The 16,003-nt window shown below is 62.5% G+C and carries 17 protein-coding genes; 8 read left to right on the top strand and 9 right to left on the bottom strand.

What is annotated here, in order from left to right:
- Window positions 1-78 precede the first annotated feature (78 nt).
- The 5 genes from ACIPZC_RS06450 to ACIPZC_RS06430 all read left to right on the top strand — a co-directional run bounded on the left by ACIPZC_RS06450 (window position 79) and on the right by ACIPZC_RS06430 (window position 5,473).
- Window positions 79-2,379, top strand: a complete 2,301-nt coding sequence (locus ACIPZC_RS06450; protein ID WP_400625674.1) for a fatty acid cis/trans isomerase — start codon at window positions 79-81, stop codon at window positions 2,377-2,379.
- 111 nt (window positions 2,380-2,490) lie between these two features.
- A complete protein-coding gene (locus ACIPZC_RS06445) occupies window positions 2,491-3,525 on the top strand; it encodes an acyltransferase (RefSeq protein WP_349974481.1) in 1,035 nt (344 codons plus the stop codon).
- A gap of 58 nt (window positions 3,526-3,583) precedes the next feature.
- Entirely contained in the window at window positions 3,584-4,168 is a 585-nt protein-coding gene (gene nfuA, locus ACIPZC_RS06440) for a Fe-S biogenesis protein NfuA (protein WP_012313787.1), read from the top strand.
- A 208-nt stretch (window positions 4,169-4,376) separates the two neighbouring features.
- The gene (locus tag ACIPZC_RS06435) at window positions 4,377-4,985 is read left to right on the top strand and encodes an SCO family protein (RefSeq protein ID WP_349974480.1); all 609 of its coding nucleotides are present in this window, start codon (window positions 4,377-4,379) and stop codon (window positions 4,983-4,985) included.
- Entirely contained in the window at window positions 4,985-5,473 is a 489-nt protein-coding gene (locus ACIPZC_RS06430) for a copper chaperone PCu(A)C (RefSeq protein ID WP_349974479.1), read from the top strand. Before ACIPZC_RS06435 ends, ACIPZC_RS06430 begins: the two co-directional genes overlap by 1 nt.
- A 33-nt stretch (window positions 5,474-5,506) precedes the next feature.
- On the opposite strand, the gene ACIPZC_RS06425 is transcribed toward ACIPZC_RS06430, so the two are convergent.
- The 8 genes from ACIPZC_RS06425 to ACIPZC_RS06390 form a co-directional block, all read right to left on the bottom strand.
- Window positions 5,507-5,734 carry a hypothetical protein gene (locus tag ACIPZC_RS06425; RefSeq protein ID WP_012313790.1) on the bottom strand — a complete coding sequence of 76 codons (228 nt, stop codon included), beginning with the start codon at window positions 5,732-5,734 and terminating at the stop codon, window positions 5,507-5,509.
- Between the two features lie 40 nt (window positions 5,735-5,774).
- Entirely contained in the window at window positions 5,775-6,608 is an 834-nt protein-coding gene (locus ACIPZC_RS06420; protein WP_241803357.1) for an AraC family transcriptional regulator, read from the bottom strand.
- Entirely contained in the window at window positions 6,605-6,919 is a 315-nt protein-coding gene (locus ACIPZC_RS06415) for an AzlD domain-containing protein (RefSeq protein ID WP_349974478.1), read from the bottom strand. Before ACIPZC_RS06415 ends, ACIPZC_RS06420 begins: the two co-directional genes overlap by 4 nt.
- Window positions 6,916-7,617, bottom strand: a complete 702-nt coding sequence (locus ACIPZC_RS06410) for an AzlC family ABC transporter permease (protein ID WP_400625670.1) — start codon at window positions 7,615-7,617, stop codon at window positions 6,916-6,918. The genes ACIPZC_RS06415 and ACIPZC_RS06410 overlap by 4 nt, the downstream gene beginning before the upstream one ends.
- Before the next feature lie 96 nt (window positions 7,618-7,713).
- Window positions 7,714-8,367, bottom strand: a complete 654-nt coding sequence (locus ACIPZC_RS06405; protein ID WP_400625793.1) for a sel1 repeat family protein — start codon at window positions 8,365-8,367, stop codon at window positions 7,714-7,716.
- Window positions 8,368-8,565: 198 nt separating this feature from the next.
- Window positions 8,566-9,660, bottom strand: coding sequence for a hypothetical protein (locus tag ACIPZC_RS06400; protein WP_241803360.1), 1,095 nt, complete (start codon window positions 9,658-9,660; stop codon window positions 8,566-8,568).
- Between the two features lie 40 nt (window positions 9,661-9,700).
- The gene (locus tag ACIPZC_RS06395; RefSeq protein ID WP_400625668.1) at window positions 9,701-10,327 is read right to left on the bottom strand and encodes a LysE family translocator; all 627 of its coding nucleotides are present in this window, start codon (window positions 10,325-10,327) and stop codon (window positions 9,701-9,703) included.
- Window positions 10,328-10,329: 2 nt separating this feature from the next.
- Window positions 10,330-11,112, bottom strand: a complete 783-nt coding sequence (locus ACIPZC_RS06390; protein WP_400625666.1) for a YqcI/YcgG family protein — start codon at window positions 11,110-11,112, stop codon at window positions 10,330-10,332.
- A gap of 160 nt (window positions 11,113-11,272) precedes the next feature.
- On the opposite strand from ACIPZC_RS06390, the gene ACIPZC_RS06385 reads away from it, so the two are divergent.
- The 3 genes from ACIPZC_RS06385 to ACIPZC_RS06375 all read left to right on the top strand — a co-directional run bounded on the left by ACIPZC_RS06385 (window position 11,273) and on the right by ACIPZC_RS06375 (window position 15,426).
- Window positions 11,273-12,193: a LysR substrate-binding domain-containing protein gene (locus ACIPZC_RS06385; RefSeq protein WP_400625664.1), complete on the top strand. Its 921-nt coding sequence runs from the start codon at window positions 11,273-11,275 to the stop codon at window positions 12,191-12,193.
- Between the two features lie 73 nt (window positions 12,194-12,266).
- A complete protein-coding gene (locus tag ACIPZC_RS06380; protein WP_400625662.1) occupies window positions 12,267-14,627 on the top strand; it encodes a DNA polymerase II in 2,361 nt (786 codons plus the stop codon).
- A gap of 247 nt (window positions 14,628-14,874) precedes the next feature.
- Window positions 14,875-15,426, top strand: a complete 552-nt coding sequence (locus ACIPZC_RS06375; RefSeq protein WP_400625660.1) for a DUF4174 domain-containing protein — start codon at window positions 14,875-14,877, stop codon at window positions 15,424-15,426.
- Window positions 15,427-15,498: 72 nt separating this feature from the next.
- On the opposite strand, the gene ACIPZC_RS06370 is transcribed toward ACIPZC_RS06375, so the two are convergent.
- Window positions 15,499-16,002 carry a DoxX family protein gene (locus ACIPZC_RS06370; protein WP_400625658.1) on the bottom strand — a complete coding sequence of 168 codons (504 nt, stop codon included), beginning with the start codon at window positions 16,000-16,002 and terminating at the stop codon, window positions 15,499-15,501.
- Window position 16,003 lies beyond the last annotated feature (1 nt).

The following is a 16,003-nucleotide window of genomic DNA, read 5'->3' as shown; positions in this document are numbered from 1 at the left end:
TCATGTTGCGCCATGAAGCACCCACGCCCGACACGGCAAAAACGTGATGGCTTTACTAGAACCCAGGACTTTCGGCACATGGTGCATCGTTTTCTTGTCGGCGCTCTCGCGCTGCTGCTCAGCAGTGTCGCGCTCGCACAAGCCCCCCAATCGAGCGCGGTAATTTCCTACACCCGGGATATTCAACCGATTTTCACCGAGAAGTGCGTGGCCTGCCATGCCTGTAACGACGCTGCTTGCCAGTTGAAGCTGGAGAGCCCGGAAGGGGCTGTGCGCGGTGCAACCAAGGTACCGGTGTACCAGGGTGAAAGGAGCAAGGCAGTCCCGACCACGCGGCTTTTCTACGACGCGCACAGCGAAGAGCAGTGGCGCAAGAAGGGCTTCTATTCGGTGCTCGACAGCCAGGGTAGCCAGGCTGCGTTGATGGCCCGCATGCTGGAGCTGGGGCACAAGGCCCCGCTTACCCCCAACGCCAAGCTGCCCGACGACATCGTCCTGGGGCTTGAGCGCAACAACATGTGCCCATTGCCCCATGAGTTCGATGCCTACGCCGGCGCCCACCCCAAAGAGGGTATGCCATTGGCTGTCACCGGCCTGACCGACAAGCAATACCAGACCCTGCAAGCGTGGCTGGCGGCAGGTGCGCCGGTCGAGTATCAGCCCATTCAACCCAGCGCGGCCGAGGCAAAACAGATCGCCGACTGGGAAGAACTGCTCAATCGACCAGGCTCTACCGAGGCCTTGGTGGGGCGCTGGCTGTACGAGCACCTGTTCCTGGCGCACATCCATTTCGTCGGTGGCGAGCAGGGCCACTTCTTCCAGTGGGTGCGTTCGCGCACGCCCAGCGGCCAGCCGGTCGACGTGATTGCCACGCGCCGCCCCAACGATCCGCCGGGTACCGACTTCTATTACCGGTTGATTCCAGTGCAGGGCGTGATCGTGCACAAGACCCACATCACTTACCCGATGGGGCCGCAAAAGCTCAAGCGCGTGAAGCAGCTGTTCTATGCCGGTGACTGGCACGCCAGTGCGCTGCCGGGCTATGGGCCGCGCCACCGCGCCAACCCGTTCGAGACCTTCGAGGCGATCCCGGCGGTGGCGCGCTACCAGTTCATGCTGGATAACGCCGAATACTTCGTCCGCACCTTCATTCGCGGGCCGGTGTGCCGTGGGCAGATCGCTACCGATGTGATTCGCGATAACTTCTGGGCGCTGTTCCAGGAGCCGGCGCACGACCGCTACATTACCGATGCTGCGTACCGTGGCCAGGCCACACCGTTGCTCGCCATGCCGGGCCAGATCGACGACGTGGGCAGTGTGCTCAACCTGTGGCATGCCTATCGTGACAAGCGCAACGAGTATGAAAAGCTGCGTCGCCAGGCCTACGCCGAAATGCCAGCGCCTGGCTGGTCGACCCTGTGGGCCGGCAACGACAATGCGCTGCTCAGCATCTTCCGCCACTTCGACAGCGCGTCAGTGACCAAGGGCCTGGTCGGCGATGTGCCGCTGACCCTGTGGCTGTTCGACTACCCGCTGTTCGAACGTACCTATTACCAGTTGGCGGTCAATTTCGATGTCTTCGGCAATGTCTCGCACCAGTTGCAGACGCGGCTGTATTTCGACTTGATCCGCAACGGTGCCGAGGTCAATTTCCTGCGCCTGATGCCGGCGGATGAGCGTGGTGCCATTCTCAGCGACTGGTACCAGAACGGTGGCAAGGTGAAGATGTGGCTCGACTATGAAGACATCGACACCGACACGCCAAGCGGCATCAGGCTCGACCCGCGCGACCCCAAGCGTGACTTCGGCCTCAAGCTGCTGCAACGCACCGGCAGCCTGAATGCCGCACCTGACCCGATCAACCGGTGCCAGGGTGCCTATTGTTCGCGGCCGCAGATGAACGAAGAATTCCGTAACGTCGAGCAGTCGCTCAGCCGCCTGGTATCTCGCCCGGCCGCGGGCCTGAAGGTGATCGATCAGTTACCGGAAGCCACGATGTTGCGCATCGAAGGGCAGGGCGGTCAGCGCCAGGTCTACAGCCTGCTGCGCAACCGTGCCCACAGCAATGTCGCGTTCCTGCTGGGCGAGGCCGCGCGCTACCAGCCGGGGCTCGATACCCTGACCCTGTACCCCGGGGTGCTCAGCAGTTACCCGAACTTCATCTTCAACATCCCGGCGGCAGATGTGCCAGAGTTCGTCGAAGACATGGAATATGCGCGCGATGATTCGGCCAGGTTCGAACGTATCGTCATGCGCTGGGGCGTGCGCCGCAGCCACCCGCAGTTCTGGCGTTACTTCCACGACCTGAGCGCCTATATCAAGGAAACCCAACCGTTGGAAGCCGGGGTGCTGGACATGAACCGCTACGAGAACCTCTGATCGGTTGCGCTGACCTTTCCGGCACACCTGCGGTCGGAAAGGTTGGACGGTCCGGGGCTGCCAGGCAGCCCAACGTGGCCTCAATGCACCAAGGCAATCGCAGGGTGATCCATGCTGTATTCGCTTCAGGCACTGCGGGCGTTCGCCGCCTGGGTGGTGGTCTGCCACCATTTCATGCAGATCTTTTTCGACTTCCATGCCACTGGCCCCGTTGGCCAATTGCTCACTGCCCGCGGCGCCGTGGGTGTCGACATCTTCTTCGTCATCAGCGGGCTGGTGATCTACCTTTCGACCCGCGACAAACCCGTGGAGCCGCGTCAGTTTCTGCTCAACCGCGCGTTGCGGATCGTCCCTGCCTATTGGTTCTACACCCTGCTGATGGCGCTCGTGCTGCTGGCCTTCAGCCAATGGATGCCGCACCAGGCATTCACCTGGCATCACCTGTTGCTGTCGTTGCTGTTCATTCCGGCAGAGAACCCGGGTGGCTACGGCCTGTACCCGACGTTGAACGTGGGCTGGACGCTGAACTTCGAGATGTTCTTCTACCTTCTGTTCGGCCTGGCATTCCTGGTCCGCAAGCGCCACCAATTGCTGCTGGTGACCGCTGCGCTGCTGCTGGTCAGCGAAGTGCTGGGCCGCGTTGGCGTGCTCAGCCGCTTCTACAACAACGGCATCATCTATGAATTTCTGCTCGGTATCGGCATCGGTGTGCTGTACCGCCGCGGCCTGGTGCGTGAAGCGCTGTGGTTGCCGCTGGCATTGCTGGGGGTGGCCGTCTATGCGATCTACCACCTGGACGCCTCCCAGCGCCTTTTGCATTGGGGCCTTCCCAGCGCACTGATCGTGCTGGCATTCGTAGCGCTTGAGCCGTACTTCCAGGGCAATCGGGTACTCAAGGCATTGGGCGACTGCTCGTACTCGGTGTACCTGATCCACGTGCTGGTACTGTACGCGGGCTGGTTCGCCAGCCAGCGCCTGCACCTCAATCCCTACCTGGTCTTTGCCCTGTGCGTGCCGTCCATTGGACTAATGTCGTGGTTCAGCTACCAGTGGCTGGAGCGGGGCCTTTACCGGCGGATGCAGGCGTGGCTGGCGGCGCCGCGGGAGCAAACGCCGGCATTTGCTCTTTCCCGAGTCAAATGCTAGGACTTTGTTCGAAGGCCAGGTTGGCGTACACTTGGCCGCAAGTCTGTGAGGAACTTACATGAGCGCTATAACCATTACCGACGCCGCCCATGATTACCTGGCCGATCTGCTTTCCAAGCAGAACACGCCTGGCATCGGCATCCGCGTATTCATCACCCAGCCGGGCACCCAGTACGCCGAAACCTGCATTGCCTACTGCAAGCCAGGCGAAGAAAAGCCTGACGACACCGCCGTGGGCCTGAAGAGCTTCACGGCCTACCTGGATGCCGTCAGCGTGCCGTTCCTGGAAGACGCGCTGGTCGACTATGCCACCGACCGCATGGGCGGCCAGCTGACCATCAAGGCGCCGAACGCCAAAGTGCCAATGGTCAACGAAGACAGCCCGATCAACGAGCGTATCAACTATTACCTGCAGACCGAGATCAACCCGGGCCTGGCCAGCCACGGTGGCCAGGTCAGCCTGGTGGATGTGGTCGACGACGGCATTGCAGTGCTGCAGTTCGGTGGTGGTTGCCAAGGCTGCGGTCAGGCTGACGTAACCCTCAAGGACGGCATCGAGCGGACCCTGCTCGAACGTATTCCAGAGCTCAAGGGCGTGCGGGATGTGACTGACCACACCCAGAAGGAAAACGCCTACTACTGATCGGTAGTTCAGCGTTGGCAACACCCTGCTAGCAACAAACTGTTACGGATTCAACCCCTGCGACAACAGGCCGCAGCCCGTGTTTAAAGGGCTGCAAGCCACCACCGCCTTGGTCGGGTAGAACCGCTTGGGGTGTCATGCCAGAATGCCCCGGTTTTTCGGCCGGCCCGTCCCGAGGGTCGGCACCTTCCCTTTAAAGGATGGTTCCATGAATGATCTGTTGACCCGGCGCGCAGTTGTCGCCGGGATGGGCGTTCTCGGGCTCGGCCTGCTGGCAGGCTGCAACCCGGCCCGAGGGCTCGAGTTCGAGTACGGCAAGAACATGAGCAACGAAATCCTGGGGCGCAAGTTCCGCCTCAAGGATACCAAGGGCAACGTCGTCACCCTGTCGAGCTTCTACGGCAGCATGCCGATGATCTTCTTCGGGTTCACCCAGTGCCCGGCAGTCTGCCCGACCACCCTGGCGCGCGCGGCGCAAATCCGCAAGCTGCTCCGTGGCCGCGACCGCGAGCTGTTCCAGGTGGTGTTCATCACCCTGGACCCTGAGCGCGACACCCCCGAGGTGCTCGACGCCTACGTCAAGGCCTTCGACCCCTCGTTCATGGCCCTTACCGGTACGCCGGAGGAAATCGCCGAGGTGGCCAAGGAGTTCAAGGTGTTCTACGAGAAAGTCCCGGCCGGTGACACGTACACCATCTCTCATTCGTCCACCAGCTACGTCTACGATACGCGTGGCACCCTGCGCCTGAGCCTGGGCCATTCCCTGAACGCCAAGGAATGCGCCGAAGACCTGGTCACCCTGATGGAGATCTGCTAATGGCTGTTTCACTGCACCCGTTCAAGCGCGGCCTGGCCGCTATCGCCTTGCTGGGGCTGGCGCTGCCGGCTTTGGCCGAGACCACCGTAAGTGATGCCTGGGTACGTGCCAGCGTACCGCACCAGCAGTCCACCGGTGCGTTCATGACCCTGACTGCCAGCAGCGACAGCAAGCTGACAGGGGTGGCATCGCCAGTGGCCAAGACTGTGCAAGTGCACGAGATGACCATGAACGGTGATGTGATGGGCATGAAGCAGGTCGAAGCCGTGCAGTTGCCCGCCGGCAAGCCGGTGAGCCTGGACCCCAATGGCTATCACGTGATGTTGATGGGTTTGACGAAGCAGGTGAAGGAAGGCGACAAAGTCCCGCTGACCTTGACCGTGGAAGATGCCAAGGGTGGCAAGGAAACCTTGGAAGTGCAGGCAGAGGTACGGGCGCTCAACGCCGAGATGGGCGGCGGGCACGACCACATGCACATGAAGCACTGATTGACCCGGGGCCGCTAAGCGGCCCCACTTCATTCAGCTACGAAAACGTGGCAAGGGCCGTTCCAGGGTCAGCGAGGTCAAGGTCTTGCGGACCTGGGCTTCGTCGGCCTCCAGGGCCTTGAGACTCGCGCGGATCTTGCCAGCGGCAGGCACATCACCCTGCCGGTCGATCCAGTCGGCGATCTCTTTGCAGGCACTGCTCAGGCAGGCCTGGCGCTGGTTCATCAACGATATGAGGGTGGTGAGCTCTCTTTCGGACATGGCAGGAACCTCCAATTCAGCCTAGTCAGTGTAGCAGCAGTTACCCGTGCAGGCAGGCGGTGCGATAGGCGCCTGGGGTGACGCCAAAGGCTTGCTTGAATTGCCGGCTGAGGTGGCTCTGGTCCGCGAAGCCCAGGTTGAAAGCCACGTCGGTCGCAGCCAGGCCGCGCTTGAGCATTTCCCGGGCGCGGGCCAGGCGCCGTTGCTTGAGCCAGGCATGCGGCGGCAGGCCGGTGGCTTGGCGGAACACCCGGGCGAAATGGAACGGCGATAGATTGACCGCGCCCGCCAGCGCTTCGAGCGATGGCGGCTCTGCCAGTTGGCTCTCCAGCAGCTCGCGGGCGCGGGCTACGGCCAGTGGTTCGTGGCCAGGGGGCGCGGGTTCAGCGCATTGCCCGTGTCGTTGAACCAGGGCCAGAACCGCCTGGCGCCAGGCCGTCTGTTGCTGCAGGGCACTGGCGCTGGCTTCGGACAGCTGATGCAGCTTGCTGAAGGCGATGGCCAGGGCCGGGTCCTGGATCACGCTGTCCTTGAAGCTGGGCATGCCGTGGCGGCCCAGTTCCAGCTCGTCGAGCACCCCGGTCACCCGTTCATGGTCCGGATAGAACCCGCGGTAGCGCCAGCCAGCCTCATGGGCGGTAGCGCCGGTATGCAGCTCGTCCGGGTTGATCAGCACCATGCTGCCCACCGGCGCCAGGTGCTCGCTGCCGCGGTGCCAGAAGCGCTGGGCACCCGACTCGATCACGGTGAACACATAACCTTCGTGAACATGCGGGGCGAAGCGTTGCTGAATGTAGCGCGCATGCAACATCTCGACATCGCCCAGGGCGGGCGCCTGCCAAAGGTGGGTCTGTTCGCGCAGGGGCGTGCTCATGTCAGCCAGCTGCGCAGCAGGAAGAAGATCAACATGCTCACCAGCATGCTCAGCAATACACTGCGGGTCAACAGCACCAGCACGATGGCCACTACAGCCCCCAGCAGGTAGGGATTGAGCGGGCTCAAGTCCAGCTGATGGCCGGGCAGGAAGACGATTGGCCCGCAAATCGCGGTGAGCATGCCCGGCACGGCAAAGCCTAGAAACTGCCGGGCATTGGAGCTCAGGCGCAGCGGTAGGCGCGGCTCCAGGAACGCGTAGCGATTGAGGAAGACGACGGCGCCCATGGCGAAGATCAGTAGCCAGATCATACGCGGCCTCCGGAAAATTTCTGGCAGACGAAACCGGCAGCCATGCCCAGCAGGCCGGCGGCCACCAGCGCGGTTTCCCAATGCCAGTAGCTGAAAAGCACTGAACAGAACAGCGCCACCGCCACGCACACTAGCGTGGCGAGGTTGCGCACCAGTGGGGCGATCAGGGCGACAAAGGTGGCGACAATGGAAAAATCCAGGCCCAGCTGGTCCAGGTGCGGGATGTTCTGGCCCAGCACGATCCCGGCCAGGGTGAACAGGTTCCAGGCCACATAGAAGGTCAGGCCGACTCCCAGCGCGTACCAGCGGTTGAATTGCTGTTGGTCATAGTGGCTGGTCAAGGCGAAGAACTCATCGGTCAACAGGAAACCCAAGCCCAGGCGCCAGCGCAGCGGCTGGTTCGACAGCACCGGGCGCATCGACAAGCCGTAAAGCAGATGTTGCGAGGTCAGCAGCAGGGTGGTCAGCAAGATCGACAGCAGGTTGGCGCCGCCCTTGAGCATGCCGATGGCCACCAGTTGCGCGGCGCCCGCGAACACGATCGCCGACAGGCCCTGACCCTCCCAGGCACTGAGGTTGGCCTCGATGGCCATCGAGCCAGCCAGCAGGCCCCAAGGCGCGACGGCCAGTGATAACGGAAGAATGGCGATGGCGCCGTGCAGAAAAGCTTGGCGAGCGATGGGCGGACTGCTTTGCATGATGGCTGCAACACTGTTGTTCGGCAGCGCAGCATGCCAGAGGGTGGGCCAGGTGGCTTGAACGATCTTGCTGGTTTGCCACTGCCGTAGCAATGATCAACGCTGGCTGGTCAACCGCCGTTGTGCTGCTGCGCAACCATTGATCTCCACCGCCTTTTGCAGCAAGTCCCGGCGATGCTGTGGGTCCAGGTCGCCCAGCAACCGATACACCTCAGCCTGATAGTCGCGTTGGCGGCCCCACTGCATTTCCAGACCTTGTGGCTGGCTGCGGCTGCAAGCCAGGCGTGTGGCCGGTTGCGGGTAGTAGGGCGCATACAGCGTGGCCATGCCTGGTATCGCTTCGAGCGCCTCGCGGTAACGGGGGCTGGCGTTATACGGTGGGCACCAGGTGGCGATCGCCGTAGCGGGCGGGGCAAAGCCCTGCTGCAGGCTGGCCTTGAGCAGCGGGCAGGCAGCATCAGGGATTTGCGCCGCAGGCAGGTAGGTCGTGTAGTACAGGGCCAGGCGGTATTGGGCCACGGGATGGCCGAGCTCCACTGACTTTTCAAGCAGGGCTACCGCAGTTGGCAGCGTGCGGGCCATGGCCTGGCCCTGGCGTTTGAGTTCCGGGTCGCCGCCAATGGCAGTGCGCAGGGTGTTGCCGTCATCCTCTGGATTATCGGCCTGCTCCAGCAGTGGCAGGGCCTGGCGATACAGCAAGTCGGCATGCGGGTCGATTCGCACGTCGAGCGCTTGTGCGGCAAACGGCATCAGCGAGATGAGCAGTGCGGGCACGCGGGCGAAACCACTCACAGGCAGGCCCCACTGGCACCGCAGCCCGGATAAGCAGAAAGATACTGGTAGTCGGCTCGGGTGTTCATCACAAGTACACGTGCGCCTCAAGCGTATCGGAACGATGGCCTATTCTAGCCAACCGGATGGTGCTACCGAAAGGGCAACGCACATTTGTCAGACGAGCTTGACCGGGGCGACCTTGCGTTGGGCATGTTTTTCCTGGGCCAGGCCCAGTTTGGCGGTGATGACCTTGGCCAGTGCATCGTTGCCCAGATCGTTCAGGTGCAAGCGATCGATGAACAGCTCGGCCCCGAAGGCAGGGGAGCTGCTCAGCATGCTGTTCATGTCGTAACACGGCACCGGATCCGCCTGGCTCTTGATGCGCCTGAAGAAGGCCATGTGCAGCTGACTGTCGAAGGCGCCTTCGAGCAGCCGGTCGAAGTTGGTCGGTTGCTGTTCCAGTGCCGATAGCATGGCTCGCTCTCCGGCAGGCAGCGTTTCACGGCACCACGGCAGCAGCGGTTGGAGAATGAAGGTGAGGGTGGCGTGGCTGTCGGCAAGCAAGCGTTCCCATTGACTCAAGGTACGCCCGATGCAGTCGGCAGCGTGTGCCAGGCGTTTCTGTGGGGCGGATAATGGCCAGGCAGGGGGCGGCACCTGCCGACGCGGGGCCAGGGCCTGGCCAAGGCGTTGCCACAGCGAGTCCCGGCGTGCCGGGCTGGCAGGTAGCGCGCCTTCGTTGAAGCTGTTCAGGTAGTTCTGATAGGCCTTGGCATGCAGCGCAGCGTGCGGGCCGCCTAGCATTTCGCCCAGGCCCTCGTGGGCCAAGGTGTTGAGGCCGCTGAGCACCACCACGTGGCCGATTTCGCTGAAGCGATGCTGGTGGGTGAGAAACAGCAGCAGTTCCTGGCTGGCATTGAGCCCACAGCCAGCGAGGCTCAACCACACCTCCCCGGTGAGCATCGACAGGTGCGAGGCCACCGTATGCTCATCGGAACTGGCACCGATCCCCAAGGCGGTCGAACCGCCGACGAGCAAATTGACACGGCCGGTGCCGCCATATTCGCCGGCCGAAAATCGCTTGCCGGCGCAATGGCTGTAGCGCAAACCCAGCGCATCGGTGTTGATGGTGCCGGAACGGTAGCCGCTTTCGTGCACATGCAGGGTGTGCGGGGCACGGCGGCTGCCCAGTTGCAGGAAACGCTGGTAGTCGAGCGACAGTGGCGCAGGCAGGCCCGGGCCGAATGTTGCGCTACTGGACGGGTTCATGGGCGCTCCTTGTTGTCCGGCGTGGCGTCGCACCGAGGCGTCAGCCCGCCAGCTCCTTGATGTTGTAGGCCAGGCCACCGACTGCGATGAGCAACAGGGCAACCCCCGAGGCCAGCGAAATCACCCGGTTGCTACGCTGCGAGGCGATCTTGCCGATGGCAAAGATGTAAAGGCTGAGCACGGCGAAGTCGATGGCCACCCACAGCAGGGACAGCACCATCATGCTTTTGCCGAACGATTCGGTGATCTGGATGAACTGTGGGAAGAAGGCGATGAAGAAAATGATGTCCTTGGGGTTGGAAATACCGACCATGAACCCTTGCCACAAACCGCCCCGCCCGGCTCTTGCCGGATGCTCAAGCGCCTCGCAGGCAGGCGCCTGCAGGCATTCGCGCAAGGTGCCTACGGCGATGTAGCCAATGAACAGGCAGCCGAGCAGGCTCATGCCACTGAGCCAGGCCTTGTCGATCGCTGCACTGGTGAGGATGACCCAGGCCGCGGCGCCGATCAGCACCAGGGAAGCCCAGTTGGTGCCGACAGCGGTGAACATGGCCTTGCGTGAGCCAGAGGCCGCGGCGGTGTTGACGATCAATGCCACGACCGGGCCGGGTGTGGCGATCAGCAGCAGTACGGTCAGGGCGTAGGTAGCGGTCAGTGCGGTATTCACGGTCAGTTCTCGATCTGGGTGTCTGGTGTTGCGTGGACGTGGGCATGAAAGGGGCAGCGCGATGGGTTGAGCGAGCCTGCTTCCTGCAGTTGGTATTGCTTCCATTCGAAGTTGTCGGCCTGGCCAAAGAAGCCCAGGCTGTCGGGCATCACGCCGTCGTTGTAGCGCTGCACGCGTTCGCGGATGCGTGCACGGATGCGCTTGCCGCTCTCGGTGGCGGCATTGGCCACTTCGTCGAAGTTTTCCCGCGGGTTGATGACGAAGGTGATGTGATTGCCCAGGTTGCGGCTTTTCATCTGATGGTGGCCGGGAAAATTCATGTTGATGAACAGCGCCATGCCGGCGTAGCAGAACGACCAGCCACTGTCGTGGGGGTCGGCTGGGATCGCTTGCGGCCACGGGTGCGGGTCACGGGCATGAACCCCGCGCAGCACCTTCCAGGCCAGCGCCTGCTGTTCGGCCAGGTTGCTGTCGGCGGCCGTTTCGAGAAACACCACCAGCGGGCTGCCGATGCGTTGCTTGACCGGCACCGGTGCTATGGTGCGCACGTATTCGGCCAGCCCTTGAGCGATGTCATCGGCGAGCTGTTCAGCGCGGGCGAAGAGGATGTGGCAGGATTCACCGGCCACCGCCTTGCGCCCGAACAGGCATGGAAAGTCGGGGTTGGCGAGGATGGTGCGAAAATGTTGTATCGTTTTGTGCGTCCAGTGCTGCGTGTTCCGGACATGTTCAGCGGCCAGCTCTAGCGCGTCCAGGCGATAGCAGTTTCCATAACCCGTAAACATGATTTCCCCAGGCGTTTAATGAGTAGAACGTTCAAGACACATGCAGGCAGGTTATTGGCTTATCTTTGTTGTTTACCTGCATTTTCTGGGGCGTACCTGGCGTTGTAAAACGCGTGGTACTATGACCTGCCATTAGTCTCACTCATGCTTCGGGGGCATCATGTCGGAACGGATCCAGGCCTTGCACGCGCTGCGTGCCTTCGAGGTGGCCTCACGGTACGGGTCGTTCACCCGCGCGGCCGAAGAGCTGGCCCTGACCCAAGGCGCCGTCAGCCACCACATAAAGACCCTCGAAAGCCTGTTCGGCTGCGACCTGTTCGAGCGACGTGGGCCCAAGTTGAGCCTCACCGAGCATGGGCGCCTGCTGTCCCAGGAGCTCAAAGTCGGCTTCAAGATCATCGAGAACGCCTGTGCACTGCTGCGTCAGGACCGCTACGGCCTGCGCTTGAAGGCGCCCTCGACGCTGACGGTGCGCTGGTTGCTGAGGGCGCTGGATGCCTTCAAGAAAGTCGATGACAGCTGCAGCGTCCAATTGTCGAGCGTGTGGATGGACATCGACACGGTGGACTTCTACTCCGAGCCTTACGACTGCGCCTTTCTCCTGTCCAACGGCCGGTTCGCCGCCGACATCGAGAGTTTCAAGCTGTTCGACGAATGGCTGATCCCGGTGTGCCACCCAGACTATATGGCGCATGAGCAGCCGGCACTGGGTGACCTGCGCCAGTGCGAACTGCTGCACCCTTCACCGGACCGGCGCGACTGGCGGCGCTGGCTGGCGCGCATGGATGCCCTGGACATAAGCATCGATCAGGGCCAGGTGTTCGACACCCTCGACCAGGGCATTTCTGCGGCCCAGCAGGGGCTGGGCATTTCCGTGGTCGACCTGGTGCTGGCCAGTGCCGACCTTACCGCAGGGCGGCTGGTCACCCCGTTCAAGCATGCCGTGGCGACCGGGGACGGGTATTACATGACTTGGCTCAAATCCAGCCCCAAGGCGCGGCAAATGCACAAGCTGCGTGACTTTCTGCTGGGGCAGGTGCCGCCGTTGGCGTACAAGGATATCAACTACCTGTATGGCTGATTGCCCGCACAGCCACCCCGCGCACGGGTAGAATCCTCCCATTCGACCTATCCGTAGCACCGAGGACAACGCAGTGGAGTTGCAGCAGGGCTTTGTCCTGACCCGGCATTGGCATGACACGCCCCAAGGCACCTGCGTGGAGTTCTGGCTGGCCACCGACCAGGGGCCGCGGCTGTTGCGTCTGGCCCCGCAGGAGTCGGTGGCGTTCATCCTGCAATCGCAGGTCGAACACGCGCGGCTGTTGCTGGCGGGCGAGGCCGGTGTGGAAATCAGGCCCCTGCGCCTGCAGGACTTCCAACATCGTCCGGTGCTGGGCGTGTATTGCCGTCAGCACCGGCAACTCATGCAACTGGAGCAGCGCTTGCGCGGTGCCGGTGTCGAGGTGTTCGAAGCGGATATTCGCCCGCCCGAGCGCTACCTGATGGAGCGCTTCATCACCGCCGCCGTGCAATTCACTGGTCAGCCTGATGCCCACGGTGTCATCTGCGAGGCCCAGCTCAAACCCTTGGCGCACTTTCGCCCGCCGCTACGCCTGGTGTCGCTGGACATCGAGACCAGCGAGCGCGGCGAGTTGTACAGCATCGCGCTGGAAGGCTGCGGGCAGCGGCAGGTATTCATGCTTGGGCCTGCCAATGGCCAGCCCGACGCCGTGGATTTCGACCTGCATTACTGCAACGACCGGGCGGCCATGCTCGACTGCCTGAACCAGTGGATGGCCAGGCACGATCCGGATGCGATCATTGGCTGGAACCTGGTCCAGTTCGACCTGCGCCTGTTGCATGAGCACGCCAAGCTGCTGCAGGTGCCGTTGAACCTGGGGCGTAACGGTGCGCCCATGACTGTGCGCGCCCACGCCAACCGGGGCCACGTGTTTGCAGATGCGCCCGGCCGCTTGCTGATCGATGGCATCGAAGCGCTGCGCTCGGCCACCTGGAGCTTCCCTTCGTTCAGCCTGGAAAACGTCGCGCAGACCTTGCTGGGGGAAGGCAAGGCGATTGATACGCCTTACCAGCGCATGGACGAGATCAACCGCATGTTTGCTGAGGACAAGCCGTCGTTGGCGCGTTACAACCTCAAGGATTGCGAACTGGTGACGCGGATTTTTGCGCATACCCGGCTGTTGGAGTTTCTGCTGGAGCGCTCGTCGGTGACTGGGCTGGCGGTGGACCGCAGCGGTGGCTCGGTGGCAGCGTTCTGTCATCTGTACATCCCGCACATGCATCGGCTGGGCTTCGTCGCGCCCAACCTGGGCAGTCGCCCGGATGAGGCCAGCCCGGGCGGTTTTGTCATGGACTCGCGCCCAGGGCTGTATGACTCGGTGCTGGTGCTCGACTACAAGAGCCTGTACCCCTCGATCATCCGGACGTTCCTGATCGACCCGGTGGGCCTGGTCGAAGGCCTGCGTCAGCCGGATGACGTGCACGCCGTCGAAGGCTTTCGCGGCGGGCGTTTCTCGCGCACCCGGCATTGCCTGCCCGCCATCGTCGAGCGGGTGTGGCAGGGCAGGGAGGAGGCCAAGCGTGAAGGCAACGCACCGCTATCGCAGGCACTCAAGATCATCATGAATGCGTTTTACGGGGTGCTTGGGTCAAGCGGTTGCCGCTTCTTCGACCCGCGCCTGGCGTCTTCGATCACCATGCGCGGGCACCAGATCATGCGCCAGACACGCGCGCTGATCGAGGCACGCGGCTACGACGTTATCTACGGCGACACCGACTCTACCTTCGTCTGGCTCAAGGGTGCACATGATGAAGAGGCTGCGGCGCGCACCGGCCGCGCGCTGGTGGCCGAGGTCAACCAGTGGTGGCGGCAGCACCTGCGTGAAACCATGGGCCTGGAAAGCGCGCTGGAGTTGCAGTTCGAGACCCATTATCGGCGCTTTCTGATGCCGACCATCCGCGGCGCCGACGAGGGCAGCAAGAAGCGCTACGCCGGCCTGGTTCAGCGTGCCGACGGCAGCGAAGACATGGTGTACAAAGGCCTGGAATCGGTACGCACCGATTGGTCGCCCTTGGCCCGGCAGTTCCAGCAGGCCTTGTACGGGCGGATTTTCCGGGGGCAGCCCTATCGTGACTATGTGCGCGGGTTCGTGCAGCAGACCCTGGCAGGTGAGCTGGATGAGCTGCTGATCTACCGCAAACGCCTGCGTCGCCCGTTGGCCGACTACCTGCGCAATGTCCCGCCGCATGTGCGCGCCGCACGCCTGGCTGATGAGTACAACAGCCGGCTTGGGCGTGCCCGGCAATACCAGAATGGCGGCTGGATCAGTTACGTGATCACCACGGCCGGCCCAGAGCCCATGGAAAACCTGCAGTCGCCGATCGATTACGACCACTACCTCAGCCGCCAGCTACAGCCTGTGGCCGATGCCATCCTGCCCTTTGTCGGTGATGACTTTGCAGCGTTGACCGACCGCCAACTGTTGCTGTTCTAAGTGCCGGCTAAGCGCCCCCTCAGGTGAGCGAAACAGGGCGCGCAAGGTTGCCGTTAGTGGCTTTGGGCTATGCTGAATCTGGGCATCGGCTGTTTGCGAAAATTCTGCCATCCTGGCATCGCGCCTCATCGGAAACCGCCAGTTACTTTTCCCTGGCCCTCTGATGTTCGAAGTGGTTTAGGCTCCGGGTCGGATTTTTCTCCGTGATCTGTAGTCATTGGTTTATCGAGACAATAAGGAGATGCGTATGCTCGTCCGGTCACTGACCCTCGCCACCCTGCTCGCCGTCACCGGCCCCCTGTTCGCCGCCGACAGCGACGCTCCGCTGGCCAAGGAACTGGGCAAGGCACGGCCATTGGTGATCATTGCCCCCAGTACCGCCGACCCGACCTTGCAGGGGCTGAACAGGGACTTGAAAGACCCTGCCACTCAGGCCGCGTTCAAGGAGCGTGGCCTGGTGGTTTACAGCGTCGCCAGAATGATGGGCAAGCGTGACGACAAGAACCTTGAGCAGCAGACCACCATGGCGCTGATACGTGAGCTCAAGCTTGGTGCCAGCAAGGGCACCAAGGTCATCCTGATTGGCAAGGATGGTGAGCGCCACATGCTCAAGGATGACGAAACAAACGAAAAGATCGACGCCAAGGCCATCATCAAAGCAGTCGATGAGTTGCCAGCCAGCGAAAAGGCCATGACTGCACCGGAGCCTGTCGCTGCGGCAGCGGAGCCCAAGGCCAAGGACAGCAAACCCGCCAAACCGGCCAAGCCGGCAGCACCGCCCAAGCCACTGGAAGACTGATATCCGCCACGCGTATCACGCTTGGCGAAACACAAAGGGCTCGTGAGCTTTACGGTCCGGGCCCTTTGCATTTCAGGTTGCCTTGGCCTGCGCCGCGATGTGCCGTTTGATCCAGTGATCAACGCTTAGCCTACCGGCACCTTTGAGCAGCAAGGGCAGCAATGCAACCAGGTAGATCAGAGGCAGCTTGTAGGCCCCGAAGCCTAGATCGGTGATGGCGTAACCCTTGGCCAGTTCGGCCAGGTCCGACCAGTGTGCAGGCCAGTGCAGCGCAACGATCGCTACCACGGTTACCAATGCCAGCCCCGCCGCCGCCAGCCGTGTACCAAGGCCTAGCAGCAGGAGCAACGGCAGGACCAGTTCGGCCCACATCGACAGGTGCCAGTTCAACTCCGCTGGCAGCAGGCTGAAGGGCAGGGGGAAGCGCCCCTGTATATCGCCGAACCAGTTGCTGCCGTTGAATTTTTCCAGGCCGGATTCGAAGAATTCCCAGGCCAGAAACAGCCGTAATGGCAAATCCGCTCCCCAGCCTGCGAGGCAGTCCAGGGGGCTCGAGGTGCGTTTTAGCGTGGTCATG

Source organism: Pseudomonas sp. NPDC089743, assembly GCF_044748785.1.
GTDB lineage: Bacteria > Pseudomonadota > Gammaproteobacteria > Pseudomonadales > Pseudomonadaceae > Aquipseudomonas > Aquipseudomonas putida_X.
The sequence above is the reverse complement of the archived record's forward strand: the minus strand, read 5'-3'. Positions and strand labels throughout refer to the sequence as shown.

Bases quoted from the DNA above. Each gene is read 5' to 3' on its own strand.
- ACIPZC_RS06435 (WP_349974480.1), top strand. From the start codon at position 4,377: ATGAATGATCTGTTGACCCGGCGCGCAGTTGTCGCCGGGATGGGCGTT.
- ACIPZC_RS06370 (WP_400625658.1), bottom strand. From the start codon at position 16,002: ATGACCACGCTAAAACGCACCTCGAGCCCCCTGGACTGCCTCGCAGGC.
- ACIPZC_RS06445 (WP_349974481.1), top strand. From the start codon at position 2,491: ATGCTGTATTCGCTTCAGGCACTGCGGGCGTTCGCCGCCTGGGTGGTG.
- nfuA (WP_012313787.1), top strand. From the start codon at position 3,584: ATGAGCGCTATAACCATTACCGACGCCGCCCATGATTACCTGGCCGAT.
- ACIPZC_RS06405 (WP_400625793.1), bottom strand. From the start codon at position 8,367: ATGCCGTTTGCCGCACAAGCGCTCGACGTGCGAATCGACCCGCATGCC.
- ACIPZC_RS06385 (WP_400625664.1), top strand. From the start codon at position 11,273: ATGTCGGAACGGATCCAGGCCTTGCACGCGCTGCGTGCCTTCGAGGTG.
- ACIPZC_RS06450 (WP_400625674.1), top strand. From the start codon at position 79: ATGGTGCATCGTTTTCTTGTCGGCGCTCTCGCGCTGCTGCTCAGCAGT.
- ACIPZC_RS06415 (WP_349974478.1), bottom strand. From the start codon at position 6,919: ATGATCTGGCTACTGATCTTCGCCATGGGCGCCGTCGTCTTCCTCAAT.
- ACIPZC_RS06430 (WP_349974479.1), top strand. From the start codon at position 4,985: ATGGCTGTTTCACTGCACCCGTTCAAGCGCGGCCTGGCCGCTATCGCC.
- ACIPZC_RS06410 (WP_400625670.1), bottom strand. From the start codon at position 7,617: ATGCAAAGCAGTCCGCCCATCGCTCGCCAAGCTTTTCTGCACGGCGCC.
- ACIPZC_RS06390 (WP_400625666.1), bottom strand. From the start codon at position 11,112: ATGTTTACGGGTTATGGAAACTGCTATCGCCTGGACGCGCTAGAGCTG.
- ACIPZC_RS06375 (WP_400625660.1), top strand. From the start codon at position 14,875: ATGCTCGTCCGGTCACTGACCCTCGCCACCCTGCTCGCCGTCACCGGC.
- ACIPZC_RS06425 (WP_012313790.1), bottom strand. From the start codon at position 5,734: ATGTCCGAAAGAGAGCTCACCACCCTCATATCGTTGATGAACCAGCGC.
- ACIPZC_RS06420 (WP_241803357.1), bottom strand. From the start codon at position 6,608: ATGAGCACGCCCCTGCGCGAACAGACCCACCTTTGGCAGGCGCCCGCC.
- ACIPZC_RS06400 (WP_241803360.1), bottom strand. From the start codon at position 9,660: ATGAACCCGTCCAGTAGCGCAACATTCGGCCCGGGCCTGCCTGCGCCA.